Annotated in this window: 15 protein-coding genes; 7 read left to right on the forward strand and 8 right to left on the reverse strand. The window is 70.7% G+C overall.

The annotated features are described in order from the left end of the window. Window positions 1–6: 6 nt before the first annotated feature. The 3 genes from D7V80_RS02895 to D7V80_RS02905 form a co-directional block, all read right to left on the reverse strand. Window positions 7–3,384 (reverse strand): ATP-binding protein, encoded by a 3,378-nt coding sequence (locus D7V80_RS02895; protein WP_233585094.1) that lies wholly within the window; start codon window positions 3,382–3,384, stop codon window positions 7–9. A gap of 197 nt (window positions 3,385–3,581) precedes the next feature. Beyond that, window positions 3,582–4,196 (reverse strand): DedA family protein, encoded by a 615-nt coding sequence (locus D7V80_RS02900; protein ID WP_120586689.1) that lies wholly within the window; start codon window positions 4,194–4,196, stop codon window positions 3,582–3,584. Between the two features lie 15 nt (window positions 4,197–4,211). Then, window positions 4,212–5,294 carry an AI-2E family transporter gene (locus D7V80_RS02905; RefSeq protein WP_120586723.1) on the reverse strand — a complete coding sequence of 361 codons (1,083 nt, stop codon included), beginning with the start codon at window positions 5,292–5,294 and terminating at the stop codon, window positions 4,212–4,214. A gap of 416 nt (window positions 5,295–5,710) precedes the next feature. Between D7V80_RS02905 and D7V80_RS02910 the strand changes: the two genes are divergently transcribed. Continuing rightward, window positions 5,711–6,232 (forward strand): hypothetical protein, encoded by a 522-nt coding sequence (locus D7V80_RS02910; protein ID WP_014400486.1) that lies wholly within the window; start codon window positions 5,711–5,713, stop codon window positions 6,230–6,232. Window positions 6,233–6,272: 40 nt separating this feature from the next. Then, window positions 6,273–8,339: a S9 family peptidase gene (locus tag D7V80_RS02915; RefSeq protein WP_120586690.1), complete on the forward strand. Its 2,067-nt coding sequence runs from the start codon at window positions 6,273–6,275 to the stop codon at window positions 8,337–8,339. 14 nt (window positions 8,340–8,353) lie between these two features. Here the strand turns inward: D7V80_RS02915 and D7V80_RS02920 are convergent, their stop codons facing one another. The 5 genes from D7V80_RS02920 to D7V80_RS02940 all read right to left on the reverse strand — a co-directional run bounded on the left by D7V80_RS02920 (window position 8,354) and on the right by D7V80_RS02940 (window position 12,728). Continuing rightward, a complete protein-coding gene (locus D7V80_RS02920) occupies window positions 8,354–9,121 on the reverse strand; it encodes a hypothetical protein (protein ID WP_120586691.1) in 768 nt (255 codons plus the stop codon). Further along, window positions 9,084–9,938, reverse strand: a complete 855-nt coding sequence (locus tag D7V80_RS02925) for a hypothetical protein (RefSeq protein WP_233585095.1) — start codon at window positions 9,936–9,938, stop codon at window positions 9,084–9,086. The genes D7V80_RS02920 and D7V80_RS02925 overlap by 38 nt, the downstream gene beginning before the upstream one ends. A 389-nt stretch (window positions 9,939–10,327) precedes the next feature. Next, entirely contained in the window at window positions 10,328–10,921 is a 594-nt protein-coding gene (locus tag D7V80_RS02930; RefSeq protein WP_120586693.1) for a GNAT family N-acetyltransferase, read from the reverse strand. Window positions 10,922–11,045: 124 nt separating this feature from the next. Continuing rightward, the gene (locus D7V80_RS02935; protein ID WP_120586694.1) at window positions 11,046–12,332 is read right to left on the reverse strand and encodes an OmpA family protein; all 1,287 of its coding nucleotides are present in this window, start codon (window positions 12,330–12,332) and stop codon (window positions 11,046–11,048) included. Between the two features lie 33 nt (window positions 12,333–12,365). Continuing rightward, a complete protein-coding gene (locus D7V80_RS02940) occupies window positions 12,366–12,728 on the reverse strand; it encodes a DUF4398 domain-containing protein (protein ID WP_120586695.1) in 363 nt (120 codons plus the stop codon). Between the two features lie 220 nt (window positions 12,729–12,948). On the opposite strand from D7V80_RS02940, the gene D7V80_RS02945 reads away from it, so the two are divergent. From D7V80_RS02945 to D7V80_RS02965, 5 genes are all read left to right on the forward strand, one after another. Next, window positions 12,949–13,833, forward strand: coding sequence for a 5'-3' exonuclease H3TH domain-containing protein (locus D7V80_RS02945; protein WP_120586696.1), 885 nt, complete (start codon window positions 12,949–12,951; stop codon window positions 13,831–13,833). Between the two features lie 7 nt (window positions 13,834–13,840). Next, window positions 13,841–14,281, forward strand: coding sequence for a group II truncated hemoglobin (locus tag D7V80_RS02950; protein ID WP_120586697.1), 441 nt, complete (start codon window positions 13,841–13,843; stop codon window positions 14,279–14,281). Then, window positions 14,278–14,730, forward strand: coding sequence for an SRPBCC family protein (locus tag D7V80_RS02955; RefSeq protein ID WP_120586698.1), 453 nt, complete (start codon window positions 14,278–14,280; stop codon window positions 14,728–14,730). Before D7V80_RS02950 ends, D7V80_RS02955 begins: the two co-directional genes overlap by 4 nt. Window positions 14,731–14,739: 9 nt before the next feature. Further along, window positions 14,740–15,537, forward strand: coding sequence for a hypothetical protein (locus tag D7V80_RS02960; RefSeq protein WP_120586699.1), 798 nt, complete (start codon window positions 14,740–14,742; stop codon window positions 15,535–15,537). Between the two features lie 82 nt (window positions 15,538–15,619). Then, window positions 15,620–16,099 carry a DUF4126 domain-containing protein gene (locus D7V80_RS02965; RefSeq protein ID WP_120586700.1) on the forward strand — a complete coding sequence of 160 codons (480 nt, stop codon included), beginning with the start codon at window positions 15,620–15,622 and terminating at the stop codon, window positions 16,097–16,099. Window positions 16,100–16,109 lie beyond the last annotated feature (10 nt).

Here is a 16,109-nt window from a genome sequence, read left to right on the forward strand (position 1 = left end):
GCGCGCTCAGGCCTGGGCCCGCGGAGGCAGCGGCAGGTCGATGATGAAGGCGGCGCCCTGGCCTGGGGCGCTGCGCAGGACCAGCTTGCCGTGGTGGCCTTCGACGATCTGCTTGGCGATGAAGAGGCCCAGCCCCAGGCCGTGCACGGAGCGGGGCGGGCCGCCGCGCTCGAAGCGCTCGAAGACGCGGTCCTGGTGCTCCTGCGGGACGCCCGGGCCGCCGTCCGACACGTAGAGGATGAGCCGGTCGCCGTGCCTCCTGAGCCCGATGCCGAGCGCCGTGCCCGGCGCGTACTTGATGGCGTTGGACACCAGGTTCGTCAGCACCTGGAGCATGCGCGAGCGGTCCCACCACACGTGCAGCCCCAGCTCCGTCCGCAGCTGCAGGATGCAGCCGGCCTGCTCCATCTGTTCGTGGAAGGTGTCGAGGACCTCGTGGACCAGCTCCATCGGGTCGCTCTCCTCCATGTGGAACTCCAGCTTGCCCGCGCGGATGCGTGAGACGTCCAGCAGCTCGTCCACCAGCCGCGACATCCGCTCCACCTGCCGCAGCGCGGACCCCATCGCCGCCGTGAGCTTCTCCGGGGAGGGCGGCTCGCCGCGCTTGGGGGCCAGGCGCCGGCGCGTCATCTCCAGGTGCAGGAGCAGCGCGGTGACGGGCGTCTTCAGCTCGTGGGACGCCACACCCAGGAAGCTGTCGCGCGCGGCCAGCGCGTGCTGGAGGTCGTGCGTGAGGGCCTCCAGTTGCTGGCGCGCGCGGGTGCGCTCGCTGACCTCCTGCACGGCGACGAGCAGGCCCTGGATGCGGCCCTCGCCTTCGCGCTGGGCGTGGATGTCCACGTCCAGCAGCAGCTCCCTGAGGCCGCCCTGGCCGTCCGGCTGGCGCACCGGCACCTCGCGGCCCACGAAGGGCTCGCCGGTGCGGTAGACGCGCTCCAGGTGCTGGAGCAGCACGCCGTGCCCCCCTGCTGGCTGCGCGTCGCGCGCGGGCCGGCCCAGCATGTCCCGGCCCATCAGGCTCGCGAACATGGGGTTGATGACCGTGAAGACGAGGTCCGGGCCCGACATCACGCACATGGCCGCGGGGGCCTGCATGAAGAAGTCGGACAGCTGCCGCCGGGCCCGCCCCAGCTGGAGCTGGCTGTCCACGCGCGCCAGCAGCTCGCGCGCGGAGAAGGGCTTCACCAGGTAGTCGTCCGCGCCGGCCTGGAGCCCCTCGATGCGGGCCTCCTCGCCCGCGCGCGCCGACAGCATGATGAAGGGGATGCCGCGCGTGCGCGCGTCGCCGCGCAGCTGGTGGAGCAGCCCGAAGCCGTCCAGCCGGGGCATCATCACGTCGCTGAGGATGAGGTCCGGCTTCGTTTCGAGCGCCGCCTCGAAGGCCGCCTCGCCGTCCGCCACCGCGCGCACGTCCCAGTGGGCAGACAGCAGGCCGCTCACGTACCCGCGCATGTCCGCGTTGTCGTCCGCGACGAGGATGCGCCCACGCCTCGTGGACAGCGCGAACCCCGCGCCCGTGTTCCCCACCAGGGTGGTTTCGACGGAAGCCCTCATCGGCTCCGGTTCCGGCTCCTGCTCGGTGCCCGGCGGCGGGAGGGACTCCGGTGCATCCGGCAGCCAGCGCAGCGCCTCCTCGCTGAAGGCGGACCCCAGCTTGCCCGCGTGCGGGGTCCCTTCGTCCTCCTGGACCTGTTCGGCGGGCAGGTGCGCGCGGCCCAGCGGCAGCTCCACGGAGAAGGTGCTGCCCTCGCCCTCCACGCTGTGGACGCTCAACGTGCCGCCGTGCAGCTTCACCAGCTCCTGGATGAGCGCCAGGCCAATGCCGGTGCCTTCATGCGTGCGCCCGCGCGAGGACTCCACGCGGTGGAAGCGCTCGAACACGCGCGGCAGCTCCGCCTCCGGGATGCCGGTGCCGGTGTCCCGCACGGTGAGCCGCACCCGCGTCCCCTCGCGCTGAAGCCGCACGGTGACGTCGCCGTGGAGCGTGAACTTGAACGCGTTGGAGAGCAGGTTGAGGACAACCTTCTCCCACATGTCCCGGTCCACGTAGACGGGCTCGCCCACGTCCTGCGCGTCCACGGTGTACTGGAGCCCCGCCTTCTCCATGGCGGAGCGGAAGACGCTGGCCAGGTCCTCGGTGAGCAGCGCCAGGTCCGTGGGGTGGAAGCTCGCCTTCACCCGGCCCGCCTCGATGCGCGAGAAGTCCAGCAGCGAGTTGACCAGCTTCAACAGGCGCAGCGCGTTGCGGTGGGTGAGCTCCTGGCGCGCGCGCTGCGATGGCGGCAGGGGCGCGGACGCGTCCGCGAGCGACTCCTCCAGCGGGCCCAGGATGAGCGTGAGCGGCGTGCGGAACTCGTGCGACACGTTGGAGAAGAACGCCGTCTTCGCCCGGTCGATGGCCGCCAGCGCCTCCGCGCGCTGCGCCTCCGCCTCGTAGGTGCGCACGCTGACGACGGCGTTGGTGACCGTGGCCTGGAGCTGCTCGTAGAAGTTGCGGTAGGCGTCATCCATGGCGCGGCGGGGGCTCACGCCGGCCACCAGGTAGCCGAAGGGCTCCGCCATGCCGGCCGGTTGGATGGGCAGCACGCGCGCTTGCGTCGGCGGCTCCTCGTAAGGCCCCAGCGTCAGGCCCGCGTCCAGCGGAGTGCACGGCACGTCCACCGGATCCGCGCCCGCGGTGGCGAAGGGCCACGGCCCGTCCAACCCCGCCTCCGCCGGGCTCCACGCGGTGCCAGGGGGCAGGCCCATGCCGCCCACCCACTGGACGCGGGGCGCCGCTTCGTCGCGGCGGTAGAAGAGGAGGAAGGGCACGTCGAGCGCGGCGTCCGGCTGCAACTGCGGCAGCGCGGCGCCGATGTCCTCCAACGTCTTCACCTTGCCCAGCAGGGCGGACAGCTCGCGCAGCGTCTGCGTGCGCCGCGCGCTGAGCATCTTCTCCGTCACCTCCGTGATGGGGTGGAAGAGGCCGCCCACGCCCCCGGACTCGTCGCGGATGGGGCTGAAGGAGAAGGTCATGAAGGCCTCCTCCAGGTAGCCGTACCGGTCCAGGAACATGCGCTGGTTCTCGATGTACGAGCCAATGCCCGTGCCCGCCTTCTCGAACACGCCGCCCACCACCGGCAGCGCGGTGGCCCAGCATTCGCGGAAGGGCTGCCCCATGGACTCCGGGTGCTTCGCGCCGCAGATGGGCCGGTAGCTGTCGTTGTAGAGCTGCACGCGCTCCGGTCCCCACGCGATGAGGATGGGGAATGTGGAGGACAGGCACAGGCTGACCGTCGTGCGCAGGCTCTGCGGCCAGGTCTCCACCGGCCCGAGCGGCGTCTTCGACCAGTCCATGGAGCGGATCAACCGGCCCATCTCCCCGCCGCCGGACAGCCAGTCCATTCCCCCTTCCGTGGACGACACCACCGTGAAAGCGGCCTGGGAGGGACTGGGGGGAGTCATGAGGCCTCGGATATTCGTCCAGGAGAAGCGTCTGGTTGATAGCGGGTTCGCGCGGCGCGCGCCGGGGCATCAAGAGCAAGTGTGAGCTTGCTTGCTTCGACCCCGGGTGGGGTGACGGGGACCGCCGCTCTTGGATTTCAAGGGGCCGGGCGGGGCTGTCGCTTCTCGCGGGCATGCCGCACGGCGAGCACGACGAGCAGCGCGGCCACGCCGGCCAGCGCGACGAAGTGCTCCACGCGGCCCACGCCCTTCACCACGCGGTCCACGCTCGCGGAGCCCAGGTAGCCCAGCGTCACCACCAGGGGCGAGCTCACGCACAGCGCCAGCCCGTCCCAGAGAAGGAAGCGGCGAAAGGACATTCCCTCCGCGGCGGCCATGGCGAACACCGGCACGCGCAGCACGGACATGAACCGGCCCACGAAGACGACGCGCGAGCCATGCTTCGCGTACAGCCCCTGGATGTGCTCGCGGCGCTCGGGGGGGAACAGGCGGCGGGTGCGCCGGTGCGTATAGAGCGCCTGCCCCAGCCGGCGCGCCGTGAAGAAGAGCACGGTGTCCCCGCACAGCACGCCCGCGAAGCACAGCGCGATGGCCACGGGCAGCGGCATCGCGCCCCGGTGCGAGAGCACGCCTGCCGCCAACTGCACCAGGTCCTCCGGGAACGGCAGCCCCACCCCTCCCGCCACGAGCACGGCGAAGAGCAGCGGGCCCGAGCCGTGCGTCAACAGGAGCTGAAGCGGCGAGTCGGTCATCGGGGCTCGGGCCCGTCAGGGCTCTGGGAGCACGGCCGCGGCGCGGCGCTCCTGGCGGAAGAGGAGGACCTCCCGGACGATGATCTGCACGGAGGCCGCCACGGGCACGGCCACCACCGCGCCCACGATGCCCGCCAGCTCCACGCAGAAGAGGACCGCGAGCAGGGTGACGAGCGGGTTGACGTGCACGGTGCGCTTGAACACGAGCGGCGCCATCACGTTGCCCTCCAGCTGGCCGTAGAGGAGGAAGTAGATGAACACCGCCAGCGCCTTCCACAGGCCGCCGGTGGCCAGCGTGAGCAGCGTGATGATGCCGCCCGCGATGATGGGCCCCGCGTAGGGCACCAGGCTGGAGAAGCCGCTGGCCACGCCCAGGGGCAGGTAGAAGGGCATGCCCAGCACCGCCAGCATGGTGGTGGTGAGCGTGGCGTTGATGGCGCAGATGAGGGTGATGCCGGACAGGTAGCCCCCCGTCGCGGTGTACACGTTGCGCAGCACGCGCACGTAGCGCAGGCGGTGGTCGGGGCGGGCCAGCTCCAGCAGGCGCTTGAGCACGCCGCCGCCGAACACCAGCATGAACACCACCAGGAAGAAGACGGTGATGACGCCGCCCAGCAGGCCCACCACGCCGCCAATGGCGCTCATCAGGAGCTCCGGCAGCGGCCCGGCGAGCGCGGGCGTGGCCTCCTCCAGCCGTTCGTTCCAGCCCAGGCTGTGCAGCCGCTGGTTGAGCGCGCGCAGGATGCCGGTGCCGCGCATCTGCTTCCACAGCTGCGGCCACTGCGTCACCAGCGCGTCCACCTGCTCCACCAGGTCCGGAATCACCAGCAGGCCCAGCGCGACGATGGCCACGAACAGCCCGAACAGCACCAGGGTGATGGCCAGCCACCGCTTGAAGCCGCGCTTCTCCAGCCGCGACACGCCGTGCTCCAGCGACAGCGCGATGAGCGCCGCCATGCCGGTGAGCGTGAGCGCCACGCGCGTCTTGGCGATGAGCACCACCAGGGCCATCACGCCCAGCACCGCGAAGCACACGGTGAACACCGTGCGGGGCGACACCTGGGACTTCGTCTGCGGCGGGACGATGGGCTCGGACACCGGTAGGGCTCCCCAGGGCGGGCCACCGGCTTCGGGCCCCATGTCCTGCGGATGCGTCATCCCGCGCCTGGCGGCAACCACTGTCCGCCTCCAAGTGCACGCGCCGGGGCCGGGCCTCGCCCAAGCGTCCTGCGGGTGACACCCGGCGTTCGCGAAGGGGCGCTGCCGGACGCAATCACCGGCCGCGTGGTTCGTCACCCCGGCAGCCCCGAAATGGCCGGTCTGGCCGCCAGGCCGTCCGTCCCCCCGAGCACGGTTGCGCGTCCGCCACGCGACGGCGCCGCGCTCGGGCGTCCTGCACCTGACGCGCCGGGACGTCTTGGAAAAAGGGGACAGCACGGTTTGCCGGGCCCGAGCGTCAGACGGGGATGGGAACCTTCGTGGGAAGGGACTTTCGCGGGCCGGGAGAGGACACCATGAAAAAGATGGGTGAGCAGGAGCTGGAAGGGGTGCGGCGGGAGGCCCTGGAGACCGAGGCCCGGTGGCGTGGGCTGGCGGCGAAGCTGGCGGAGCTGGGCGGTGAGGAGATGGACGCGCAGCTCCTGGTGACGTTCCGGAGCGCTCGGGACGCGGGCGCGGTGCCGCCGGACGCGGGCTTCTTCCTGGTGGCGCACATCCTCACGGCGATGGCGGACGAGGCCATCGCGGAGGATCCGCGCGTGCGGATGCGCGCCCGCGAGCTGGATGCGATGGAGCGCGACTACGGCCTCACCGGCGAGGGCTGGCCGGAGGGGGAACTTCCACCGGAGGAGTGGGAGGCGCTGTGCGTGGAGTACGAGCGGGCCTGTGACGAGGCGCGCGCCGCGTTCTTCCGCGCGTATGGCGAGGAGGAGATGTCGCGGCTGTACCTGGACCAGCGCGTGACGTTCCACCACCGCTTCGAGAGCGGGCGGCGCTTCTTCCACGGGCTGCCCATGTTGCCCACGCAGCTGCACTGAGCGGGAGGTCCGCTAGACTCCGCCCTTTCGGGAGGCGCGGATGCGAGCGGCAAGCCTGGCTGTGGCGGTGGGGTGTTGGGTGTGGGGCGCGCTGGCGTCCGGAGCGGTGCCCGCGCCCGCGCCCGTGCGGGTGGAGGCCAGCGCGACGTACGACGCGCTCCAGCGCCTGGTGCGCATCCGCGAGGTGTCGCTGTCGCCGGACGGCACGCGGGTGGCCTGGGTGGAGTCGGTGCCGGGGACCGCGGAGGCCGCGAGGCTCCAGGTGCGGGAGCTGGCGCATCCGGAGCGGGCACCGGTGCGCGTCACCGCGTCGAAGGACGGCGCGCCGTGCGCGGAGGGGGCGCTGTCGTGGAGCCCGGACGGCCGGCAGCTCGCGTTCCTCTCCACGGCGGGCGAGGGCCGGGCGAAGCAGCTCTACGTGGCGGAGGCGTCGGGGGCGGGCGGGCCCGCGCGGCGGCTCACCACGGTGAAGGGCGTGCTGGCGGCGCCGAAGTGGTCGCCGGACGGGAAGTCCGTGGGGCTGCTCGTCATCGAGGGCGCGGAGGATGCGCTGGGGCCTCGTGGGCCCGCGGCGAGGGAGACGGGCGTGGTGCAGGCGTCCCCGCCGGTGAAGCGCTTCGCGGTGGTGACGGTGGAGGACGCGCGGCTGCGGCTGGTGTCGCCCGCAGCCCTGTTCATCCACGAGTACGCGTGGAGTCCGGACGGCGCACGGGTGGCGGTGACGGCCTCGAAGCCCCCTGGGGATGCGAACTGGTGGAGCGCGCGGGTGTACGCGGTGGAGGCGGGCACGGGAGAGACGTCGCTCCTGCACACGCCCAGGTGGCAGGTGGCGGAGCCCGCGTGGAGTCCGGACGGCCGGCAGCTCGCGTTCATCGAGGGATTGATGAGCGATGAGGGCAACACGGGCGGGGACGTGCTCGTGGTGTCGGTGCCGGAGCGGCTGGCGGCGAAGGTGCGGTTCGGGGAGAAGGCGGAGCTGCCCGCGAAGGTGCCGCCCGCGCGGAACGTGACGGAGGGGCTGAAGGCGACGGCCACGGACCTCTTCTGGCCCACGGCGGAGCGGCTGGTGTTCGTGGCGCAGGCGCAGGGGGAGGCCGCGCTGATGGCGGTGGCGCCGCGCGGTGGAGACGTGACGACGCTGTGGAAGGGCCCGGAGCGCGTGACGGTGTCGCTGGGGAGGGACGGCGTGACGAGCGCGGTGGTGCGCGACTCCATCACCCAGGCGCCGGAGCTGTGGACGGGGCGGGTGGGGGCGTGGAAGCAGGTGACGCGCCTCAACGCGGACGTGCGCGTGACGGTGGGCGACGTGCGCAGCGTGACGTGGACGAGCGACGGGCATGCCGTGCAGGGCTGGTTGGTGTTGCCGGTGCCGGACGCGTCCGGGCGCAAGGCGCCCATGGTGACGGTGGTGCACGGAGGGCCGGCGGCGGGAGTGCTGGCGGGGTTCAATCCGCAGACGGCGTTGTTCGCGGCGAGGGGCTACGCGGTGTTCATGCCCAACCCGCGAGGCAGCTACGGCCAGGGTGCGGCGTTCGTGCAGGCGAACCGCCGCGACTTCGGTTTCGGGGACTTCAACGACGTGCTGGCGGGGCTGGACGCGGTGCTGGCGTCAGCGCCGGTGGATCCGGCGCGGCAGGGCATCACGGGGTGGAGCTACGGCGGCTTCCTGACGATGTGGGCGGTGACGAGGACACAGCGCTTCCAGGCGGCGGTGGCGGGCGCGGGCATCGCGAACTGGCAGAGCTACTACGGCACGAACCACATCGACTCATGGATGCTGCCGTACTTCGGAGCCTCGGTGTACGACGAGCCGGAGGTGTACACGCGCTCCTCGCCCATCAACGGGGTGAAGCATGTGAAGGCGCCCACGCTGGTGCTGCACGGTGAAAGGGACCTGGAGGTGCCCGCGTCACAGGGCTACGAGTTCCACAAGGCGCTGAAGACGCTGGGCGTGAAGACCCAGTTGGTCATCTACGCGGATGAGGGCCACAGCCTGCGCAAGCCCGAGCACCAGAAGGACCGGCTGCTCCGGACACTGGACTGGTTCGACGCGAACCTGCCTGCGGCGACGGAGTCGAAGCCGAAGGTGCGGGCGCCCTCGCGCTGAGCCGGTGATGGGGCTCAGAGTTCCGCGAACAGGTCGACCGTCGCCTGGGCCACCAGGGCCTGCTCGTCTGCATCGAGGCTCGCCGCGTAGCGGATGACGTCGCGCGGGCCTGGTGCTTCCGTGTTCCAGAAGAGCGTGAGCAACCTGTCCCGGAGCGCCCGGCCGTCTTCACCTGCCTGCTGGAGGGAAGTACGCACTTGCTGGGGACCCACCAGCTTGACGTAGGCGAACATGTCGAAGCTGTCCTTGGTCTTGTCAGGCCGCAGCTCGCGCCTGGCGCGTTCCTTCATCGTCAGGAATCCCGTGGCATCCGGCAGCAGGATCCGCAGCGGCTTTCCCTCGACCAGGACCACGGCGTGACCGCGGCGGAGTGCCAGCCGTGCATCCGGCAAGGGCGTCATTCCGGTGGGCAGTTCGTAGGGGTCGACGTCCTTGGGTGCGAAGAGGTCCAGGTCCATCTGCCCGCCGGGCAGGGGCTTCGACCAGCGGAAGTGCCGGGTCCTGGCATAGCCCCGATGGCGGAGGACCTCCGGAAGGCGCTCGGCCATGAAGTCCGAGCCATCCACGTCGAACAACAGATCCGGCTCGTAGGAGAAGCCTCGCTCGACCACGATGCCGGTATCGGTCTCGATGGAGATGACCCCGGTTCCACCCCGCTGCCTGGACTCCAAAGCGAGGACCTGCCCGCCAATGAGCATGATGCGTCTGGAAAGGTCCCCCAGGTCGAGCATCAGCTCGCCCAACTCACCGAGGATCTCGTCGAATCGCTCTTCGTCCGTCATGAAGCTCATCCGAAAGAGGGAGGGTCCGTGCGAAGCGCCGCACCAACTCCTCCGCCTGTTCGGTTCCCCTGCCGCCACTCTGGTGGAAGTCCACGGCCAGCTGGGGCAGCGCGACCGCTGGACCGTGCGGTAGCAGTCGCTGTGCATGGTAGATGCCGCCCGCATCGGTTTCGGCGGCTGGCTCCGAGCGAAGCACGAAGAAGTTGTGCGGGGTCATCCGGCGCAGTCCGAAGGCTGAGACGGCGGGCTCGAGGGATCCCGAAAGGTAGATGCCGTGGGGGACTCCGGAGACGGCCCGTTCATCGGAGCGCAGGGCGCTCGCCAGCGTGAAGGTCGAGCGGATGCCCTGGGAGGTCAGCAGCGCATGCGCTTTTTTGAGCAGCTCCGGGGTCGTGGATGGAGCGTTGAATCCTTCCCGGGTGATGGCTGTCGGCTTGTCGCTCATCAGCCATGACCGAAGCAGTGACACCGGATCCCGAAGCCGGAAACCGGCGCTGCGGCCTCCTTCGACGAAGCCTTCCTTGAGGAGTCTCGTCGTGACCCCGTGCGCATAGGAGTAGCTCGTCTGGGTCTGCTCGGAGAGCGCACGAATGGTCCAGCGCTGGTTGGGGGACTGGAGCAGGACGCGCACGAGCCGGCATCCCTTGCCATGGAACAAGGGCTCGCGAGGCGTTCGCTCCAGGGGCCGATGTCCCTGCACCCGGATGAAGGTGCTGCCCGTGCGCAGGAAGAACGTTCCGCGCATGTCTATCAAGCCCACCTCCTCGCGCTCGCAGAGGTCGATGACGCTGGCGGAGGCCGAGTCCGTGACGAGCATCGGGTGTCGGAAGGCGGGCAGCGAGCGTGGATCCGCATCCCTGCGTTGAAGCTGCTCGCGCAGGGTGGACAGCTTCTCGCGTTGGCTCAGCACGTCCGCCGGGAACAGCGGAGCGCGATACCCCAACAACACGGGAACACGACTTTCCGGAAGCTGGACCTCCGCGAGGTCATAGAGGGATGCCCCCCGAGGACCCACTCGGGGCACCACGACTGCTTCCTGCTGCACCAGCTTGACGCCACGAGGCAGCGGCGGCGGATTCCGCCAGAACTCTTCACGGAAGTGGGTAGGCCCAGGGCTCATTCAATTTTGTCGATATTGGCGTTTAAAGCTCGAACAGGGGGCTTTTAAAGCCCGATATCTCCAATATCGACAAAATTGACGGAGGGTCAGGGGCCGCCGCGGAGGCCGGGTTCGGCGGGGGCCACGAGCGAATTGAGCACTTGGTCGCGCCACTGGCCGTTGATGAGGAGGTAGTCGCGGGCGTAGCCCTCGGGGATGAAGCCCAGGCGGCGGAGGACGGCGGCGCTGCGCAGGTTCTCTGGCAGGTGGCTGGCCTGGAGCCGGTGCAGCCCCATGGCGCTGAAGGCGAAGTCGCAGAAGGCGCGGAGGGCCTCGGTCATCAGGCCCTTGCCCTCGTGGCGGTGATCCAGGCCATAGCCCAGGTCCGCGGCCTGGAGCGGCCCCCGGCGGATGTGGGCGAGCGTGGCGTTGCCGATGACGGGCGCGAGCGCCAGCGGCTGGCCCTTGGGGAGGATGAAGACGCGGAGGGACACGTCGTGGCGGAAGTCCTCGCGGTCCTGGGCCAGCCGCGTGCGCCAGTAGGCCAAGGAGAAGAAGGTCCCAGGGCGCGCCGGGGACACCGGGCCCAGGTGGTCCTTGTTGGCCACGTGGTACGCCAGCACCCGCTCCGCCGCGTCGGGCGGCAGCAGCATCAGGTGCAGGCGCTCGGTGGTGAGCAGGACGGGCGACTTGTCGATCATGGCGGAGCCGGACTTCAAGGGTAACGCGCTCTCATGGGACGTGCGCGCCTGAAGCGCGGATGAAGAAAAAGGTCCCCACTCGCATGGAGTGAGGACCTTCATGCTCAAAAATCACAGGCGTGCGTTACTGCCCGTGGTCCATGGGCTGCTGGGGCACCTGCTGCTGCGCCCCGCCACCTCCCGTTCCCTGCTCCGGCTGCGGGCTCTGGTGGTTGACGCCCGCGCCGTGCGGCTTCGCATCCGTGCCGCTGCCGCCCGCGTTCTGGCCCTGGTCCTGGTCGCCCTGGGGCGGCTGCTGCGCTCCGCTGCCTCCCACGCCGCCGCTGCGCGACGGCTGCGCTCCGGCCACGTTGCGCTCCACCACGATCTCCACGCGGCGGTTGTTCGCGCGGCCTTCCGCCGTTCCGTTCGACGCCACCGGCCGGTTCTCACCCATGCCTCGGACCTGGATGCGGTCCGCGGGCACGCCCTGGTTCACCAGGAAGTTCCGCACGCTCTCCGCTCGGCGCTCCGACAGCTGGTCGTTGTAGTCCTCCGTGCCTCGCGAGTCCGTGTGGCCTTCGATGAGCAACGGGTTCTTCGACTCCTTCAGCGCCGTCGCCACCTCCGACAGCCGGTCGCGCGCCGCGGGCAACAGCTCCGTCGCGTTCGTCGCGAACAGCACGCTGCCCGACAACGTCACCACCGTGCCGCGCGCCTCCTCCCGAACCTTCACGTTCTCGTCCTGCAGCCGCGTCAGCGCTTGCGACGCGCGCTGCTCCGCCTGGAGCCGCGCCTGCCGCTCCTGCTCCAACTCCTGCGTGCGCTGCTGGAGCTGCTGGTTCAGCTCGGCCAGCCGCTGCGCCTCCGCCTGCTGCTGCTCCATGCGCCGCTGCATCTCTGCTTCCATCTGCTGGCGCTGCTGCGCATCCGCCGCACGCAGGCGATCCGCCTCCGCCTGGCGCTGGGCATCAAGCTGCTGCCGCTGCGCTTCGAACTGCTGGCGCTGCTGCTCATACTGCTGGCGCTGGGCCTCGTACCTCGCGCGCTCCTCCTCCTGCTGGCGCGTGAGGTTCTGCGCGCGAGCTTCCTGCTGCTCACGCAGGGACGCTTCCGCCTGGGCCCGCTGCTGCGCGGCCAGGTCCGCCTCGCCGCGCGCCGAGGCGATCTCCGCCTTGCGCAGGGCCACGTACGCCAGCGAGCGCGTCTTCACCGAGCCGTCGCTCTCCGCGTACTCGTTCTCCGCCTCCTGCAGGGCCGCCCGGGCCGCCGCCACGTCCGCGGGGCGCTCGCGGCCCTCGGGGCTCGTGGACACGTCGCGGTACGCCTGGCGCGCCGCGGTCAGCTCGCTGGGCGGGGGACCGTGCGCACACCCCACCGAGAGCGCAGTGACTCCCGCGACCGCCAACCATCCAAGTTTCCAACGCTGCATGACTCGCTCCTCACAAGGCTAGAGGTAGGGGACTCATTGACGGCCGCGGAGGGACTCAGCCTGCTCGGAAGCCCGCCGCGCCTCGTTCTTCATGGGCACCGCGCGGGCCAGCGCCGACGCCAGGTCCGCGTCCGCGGCCGCTTGACGGAAGCGCAGCTCCGCGGCCTCCTGCTCGCCCTCCTGAATCAGCCGCTCACCGTCGGCGATCTGCTGACGCGCGAACTGCAGATGCCGGGCGGCCTCGGGCACGTTCGGCGCCTGCGAGTTCTCCGCCGAGCGGAGCGCCGCTTCCGCCTGGACGCGCTGCTGATGGGTGGACGTAGCAATCACCTGCTTGCCTGCACAGCCAACGGCCGCGACACAGAGCAGGGCGGCGGCGAACAGCTTCGGGCGCATGGATCACCTCATGCCGGTGGAATGCTGGGACGCTCCGGCGCGGCCCAGAGGGAGTTGGTTTGGAAAATGGGGGGTGCCCCGCCAGTCGTCATCGGCGACCTGTCCCCACCAGGCACGCTGGCCAAGGGGGTTGACAGGCGTCGTGTAGGGAACGAGGCGCACAGGCCACGGCACGCACGGGCTGCTGGCCGTGCGGCGGGAGGGACGCTAGAGGGGGAACATGCGCCTGCACCTCGTGGACGGCACGTATGAGCTGTACCGGGCCCACTTCTCACCCCGGCCGGGCACCACCGCGCCGGACGGACGGGACGTGAAGGCCACGGCCGGTGTGATGGACTCCCTGCTCGCCCTCCTGCACGACGAGCAGGAGGCCGTGACGCACGTCGCGGTCGCGTTCGACAACCCCATCCGCTCGTTCCGCAACGCGCTGTTCGCTGGTTACAAGGGAGACGAGGGCGTACCGCCGGAGCTGCGCGCGCAGTTCGACCTGGTGGAGGAGGCCGTCTCCGCGCTGGGCGTGCGCGTCTGGTCCATGAAGGACCAGGAGGCGGACGACGCGCTGGCCACCGGGGCGGCGCGCTGGGCGGGTGAGGTGGAGCAGGTGCGGCTGCTCACGCCGGACAAGGACCTGGGCCAGTGCGTGCGCGGCCAGCGCGTGGTGCAGGTGGACCGGCGGCAGCAGAAGGTGGTGGACGCGGACGGGGTGAAGGCGAAGCTGGGCGTGGCGCCGGAGAGCGTCCCGGACCTGCTGGCGCTGATGGGCGACGACGCGGACGGCATCCCGGGGCTGCCGGGCTTCGGGGCGAAGGGCGCGGCGGCGGTGCTCCAGGCGTATGGACATCTGGAGGCCATCCCGGACGACGCGGCGGAGTGGACGGTGAAGGTGCGGGGTGCGGACAAGCTGGCGGCGACGCTGAAGGCGCACCGCGAGGACGCGCGGCTGTACCGCACGCTGGCCACGCTGGTGGAGGACGCGCCGCTGCCGGGCACGGCGTCGCTCGCGGACCTGGAGTGGAAGGGTGTGCCGGAAGCGCGCTTCAAGGCGTTCTGTGAAGGATTGGGATTGAAGAGCCTCCAGCGCCGGCCAAAGCGCTGGGCGGCATGAGGAAGCCATGAGCATGGAATTGAAGCCCCCGCCGTCGGACGGCTGGGTCCCCACGCTGGACGACACCCCCTTCACCCGCATGGGCGGCGAGGAGCCCGTCCACGCGCTGGCGGAGGCCTTCTACGACGTGATGGACGCGGAGGAGCCCGCGCTCGCGGCCATCCACGAACTGGACGCCGAGGGCAAGGTGAACCGGGGCACGCGCCAGCGCTTCGGCATGTTCCTGGTGGGCTGGCTGGGCGGACCGCAGCACTACAGCGCGACGCACGGCCACCCCCGGCTGCGCATGCGCCACGGACACCTGCCGGTGGACACGTCGATGCGGGACGCGTGGCTGCGCTGCATGCAGAAGGCCATGGACAAGCAGGGCATCACCGGTGGCTTGAGAAGCTTCCTGGATGACCGCTTCGCCCAGGTGGCGGACTTCCTTCGCAACACGGAAGGATGAGGCTCACCGAGTCCATCCGCATCACCTGTTCGCGCGAGCGCGTCTTCGCGTACACGCAGGACTATGGACAGCGGCTCGTCTGGGACACGTTCCTGCGCGAGGCGGTGCTGATGGACGGCGCGACCCAGGCCGGGCCGGGTGTGAAGGCCTGGTGCGTGTCGTGGCACGGGCTGGGGATGGAGACGCAGTACGTGTCCTTCCAGCCGCCCGCCGTCACGGCGGTGAAGATGACGCGAGGCCCGCGCCTGTTCGAGAGCTTCGCGGGCTCGTGGCGGTTCGACGAGGACGCTCCCGGCGTGACACGCGTCACCTTCACGTATGCCTTTGAGTTGCGGCGGCCCTTCGGGTGGCTCACGCCGCTCCTGACGTGGACCCTGACCCGTGAGGTCCGGGGACGCCTGCGGGACCTGAAGCGGCGGTTGGACGCGGGTGTCCCCGGCACGGCATAGACTGGCGGTATGAGCACGCAGCTACAGCCGTCTCCCGCCACTCCGTCCGTCGATGAGCTGGAGCCGCTGTTCGCGGAGGCGGCGAGGGCCTCGGGCTCCTCGCGCTCCCTGAAGGCCGGATACCTCAACGCCATCATCGCCCGGTGGGTCCAGACGGAGGATCCGGCGACGCTCGCGCCCGCGTTGCATGCGCTGCTGGCGAAGGAGGGCGTGAAGCAGCTGGTGGACGAACAGGGCACGCCCGTCAGCAGCGCCGCCACGCAGGCCTTGCTGGCCATGTCCTATCCGCACCCGCTGGAGGTCTCCCCGGAGCACCTGGAGGCGCTGCGCAAGCACTCCGAGCCCTCCGTGCCGCCCGCGCCCAAGGGCTGGATTTTCACGGTGCTGGTCGTGGCGACGTTGATTCAAGCCGTCTACTTCCTCCTGGTGGATGACTCGTGGCACACGTTCGGGGCGACCGCTGATCAACTGGCGGGAGAATCCGGACTGGCACTCCCAGGAGGCGGGTACGGCTTCTTCGACAGGCTGGAGCAGGTGGCATGGCGGCCCGTGCGGCCCCTGGTGCCCTGGGTGCAGGTCGTTGGATCCGCGGTCCTCTATTTCTTCTCCACCGCCGTCGCGACGAAGGCGTGGGAGCGCACCCTGGCCCGGCGCGGCTTCCTGGGCCTGGGCGTGTTGGGCCTCGGGGTAGGGGTGCTCCCCATGCACGTGTATGAGAACTGCGGAACGCTGGCGGCCGCGCTGGGCGCGTTGCTCGCGGGCTGGATGTTGCGCGTGCCGAAGCCGTCCACGCCACCGTCCGCCTGAGTGCCCGCTCGCCGGACCATGGCCGGACGGGCGCCGCGCCCCCACCCTCCAGTTTTCACCACCCAGCTGGGGGTTGAGCGCCATGCGAACGAACAATGAAATCTGGACGGCGGCGGGCTTCGGCGTCCTCGCCGGGATGCGCAGCATGACGGCGCCCGCGTTCCTCACGCGCGAGCTGTCGCGCAAGCCGACGCGCGCGTTGAAGCGGGCCCTGCCGGGCCTCACGTCGAAGAAGGTGTCGCAGCGCCTCGGCCTCCTGGCTCTCGGCGAGCTGGTGGGGGACAAGTCCCCCAAGACGCCAGCGCGCACCGTCTTGCCCGTCCTGACGGGCCGCATCCTCTCCGGGGCCATTACCGGCGCCGCGGTGTCACGCAAGCGCAAGGGGGCGAGGATTGGCTTCGCCCTCGTCGGCGCCGCAGCCGCCATCGCCTCCAGCTACTTCTTCGTCGGCTTCCGCCGCCTCCTGACGCAGAGGCTGCGCGTGCCGAACGTGGCCGCGGGCCTGGTCGAGGACGGCCTCGCGCTGGCCCTGGGCTCCCGCCTCACCCGGGCGCTGCGTTAGGCGTTGCCCC

The organism is Corallococcus sp. CA054B, assembly GCF_003611625.1.
Classification (GTDB): Bacteria; Myxococcota; Myxococcia; order Myxococcales; family Myxococcaceae; genus Corallococcus; species Corallococcus coralloides.

Excerpts from the sequence above, each read along its gene's own strand:
- D7V80_RS02910 (WP_014400486.1), top strand. The coding sequence starts at position 5,711 with ATGAAAAAGATGGGTGAGCAGGAGCTGGAAGGGGTGCGGCGGGAGGCC.
- D7V80_RS02960 (WP_120586699.1), top strand. The coding sequence starts at position 14,740 with ATGAGCACGCAGCTACAGCCGTCTCCCGCCACTCCGTCCGTCGATGAG.
- D7V80_RS02965 (WP_120586700.1), top strand. The coding sequence starts at position 15,620 with ATGCGAACGAACAATGAAATCTGGACGGCGGCGGGCTTCGGCGTCCTC.
- D7V80_RS02930 (WP_120586693.1), bottom strand. The coding sequence starts at position 10,921 with ATGATCGACAAGTCGCCCGTCCTGCTCACCACCGAGCGCCTGCACCTG.
- D7V80_RS02935 (WP_120586694.1), bottom strand. The coding sequence starts at position 12,332 with ATGCAGCGTTGGAAACTTGGATGGTTGGCGGTCGCGGGAGTCACTGCG.
- D7V80_RS02915 (WP_120586690.1), top strand. The coding sequence starts at position 6,273 with ATGCGAGCGGCAAGCCTGGCTGTGGCGGTGGGGTGTTGGGTGTGGGGC.
- D7V80_RS02955 (WP_120586698.1), top strand. The coding sequence starts at position 14,278 with ATGAGGCTCACCGAGTCCATCCGCATCACCTGTTCGCGCGAGCGCGTC.
- D7V80_RS02940 (WP_120586695.1), bottom strand. The coding sequence starts at position 12,728 with ATGCGCCCGAAGCTGTTCGCCGCCGCCCTGCTCTGTGTCGCGGCCGTT.
- D7V80_RS02950 (WP_120586697.1), top strand. The coding sequence starts at position 13,841 with ATGAGCATGGAATTGAAGCCCCCGCCGTCGGACGGCTGGGTCCCCACG.
- D7V80_RS02900 (WP_120586689.1), bottom strand. The coding sequence starts at position 4,196 with ATGACCGACTCGCCGCTTCAGCTCCTGTTGACGCACGGCTCGGGCCCG.
- D7V80_RS02920 (WP_120586691.1), bottom strand. The coding sequence starts at position 9,121 with ATGACGGACGAAGAGCGATTCGACGAGATCCTCGGTGAGTTGGGCGAG.
- D7V80_RS02895 (WP_233585094.1), bottom strand. The coding sequence starts at position 3,384 with ATGGACTGGCTGTCCGGCGGCGGGGAGATGGGCCGGTTGATCCGCTCC.
- D7V80_RS02925 (WP_233585095.1), bottom strand. The coding sequence starts at position 9,938 with ATGCTCGTCACGGACTCGGCCTCCGCCAGCGTCATCGACCTCTGCGAG.
- D7V80_RS02945 (WP_120586696.1), top strand. The coding sequence starts at position 12,949 with ATGCGCCTGCACCTCGTGGACGGCACGTATGAGCTGTACCGGGCCCAC.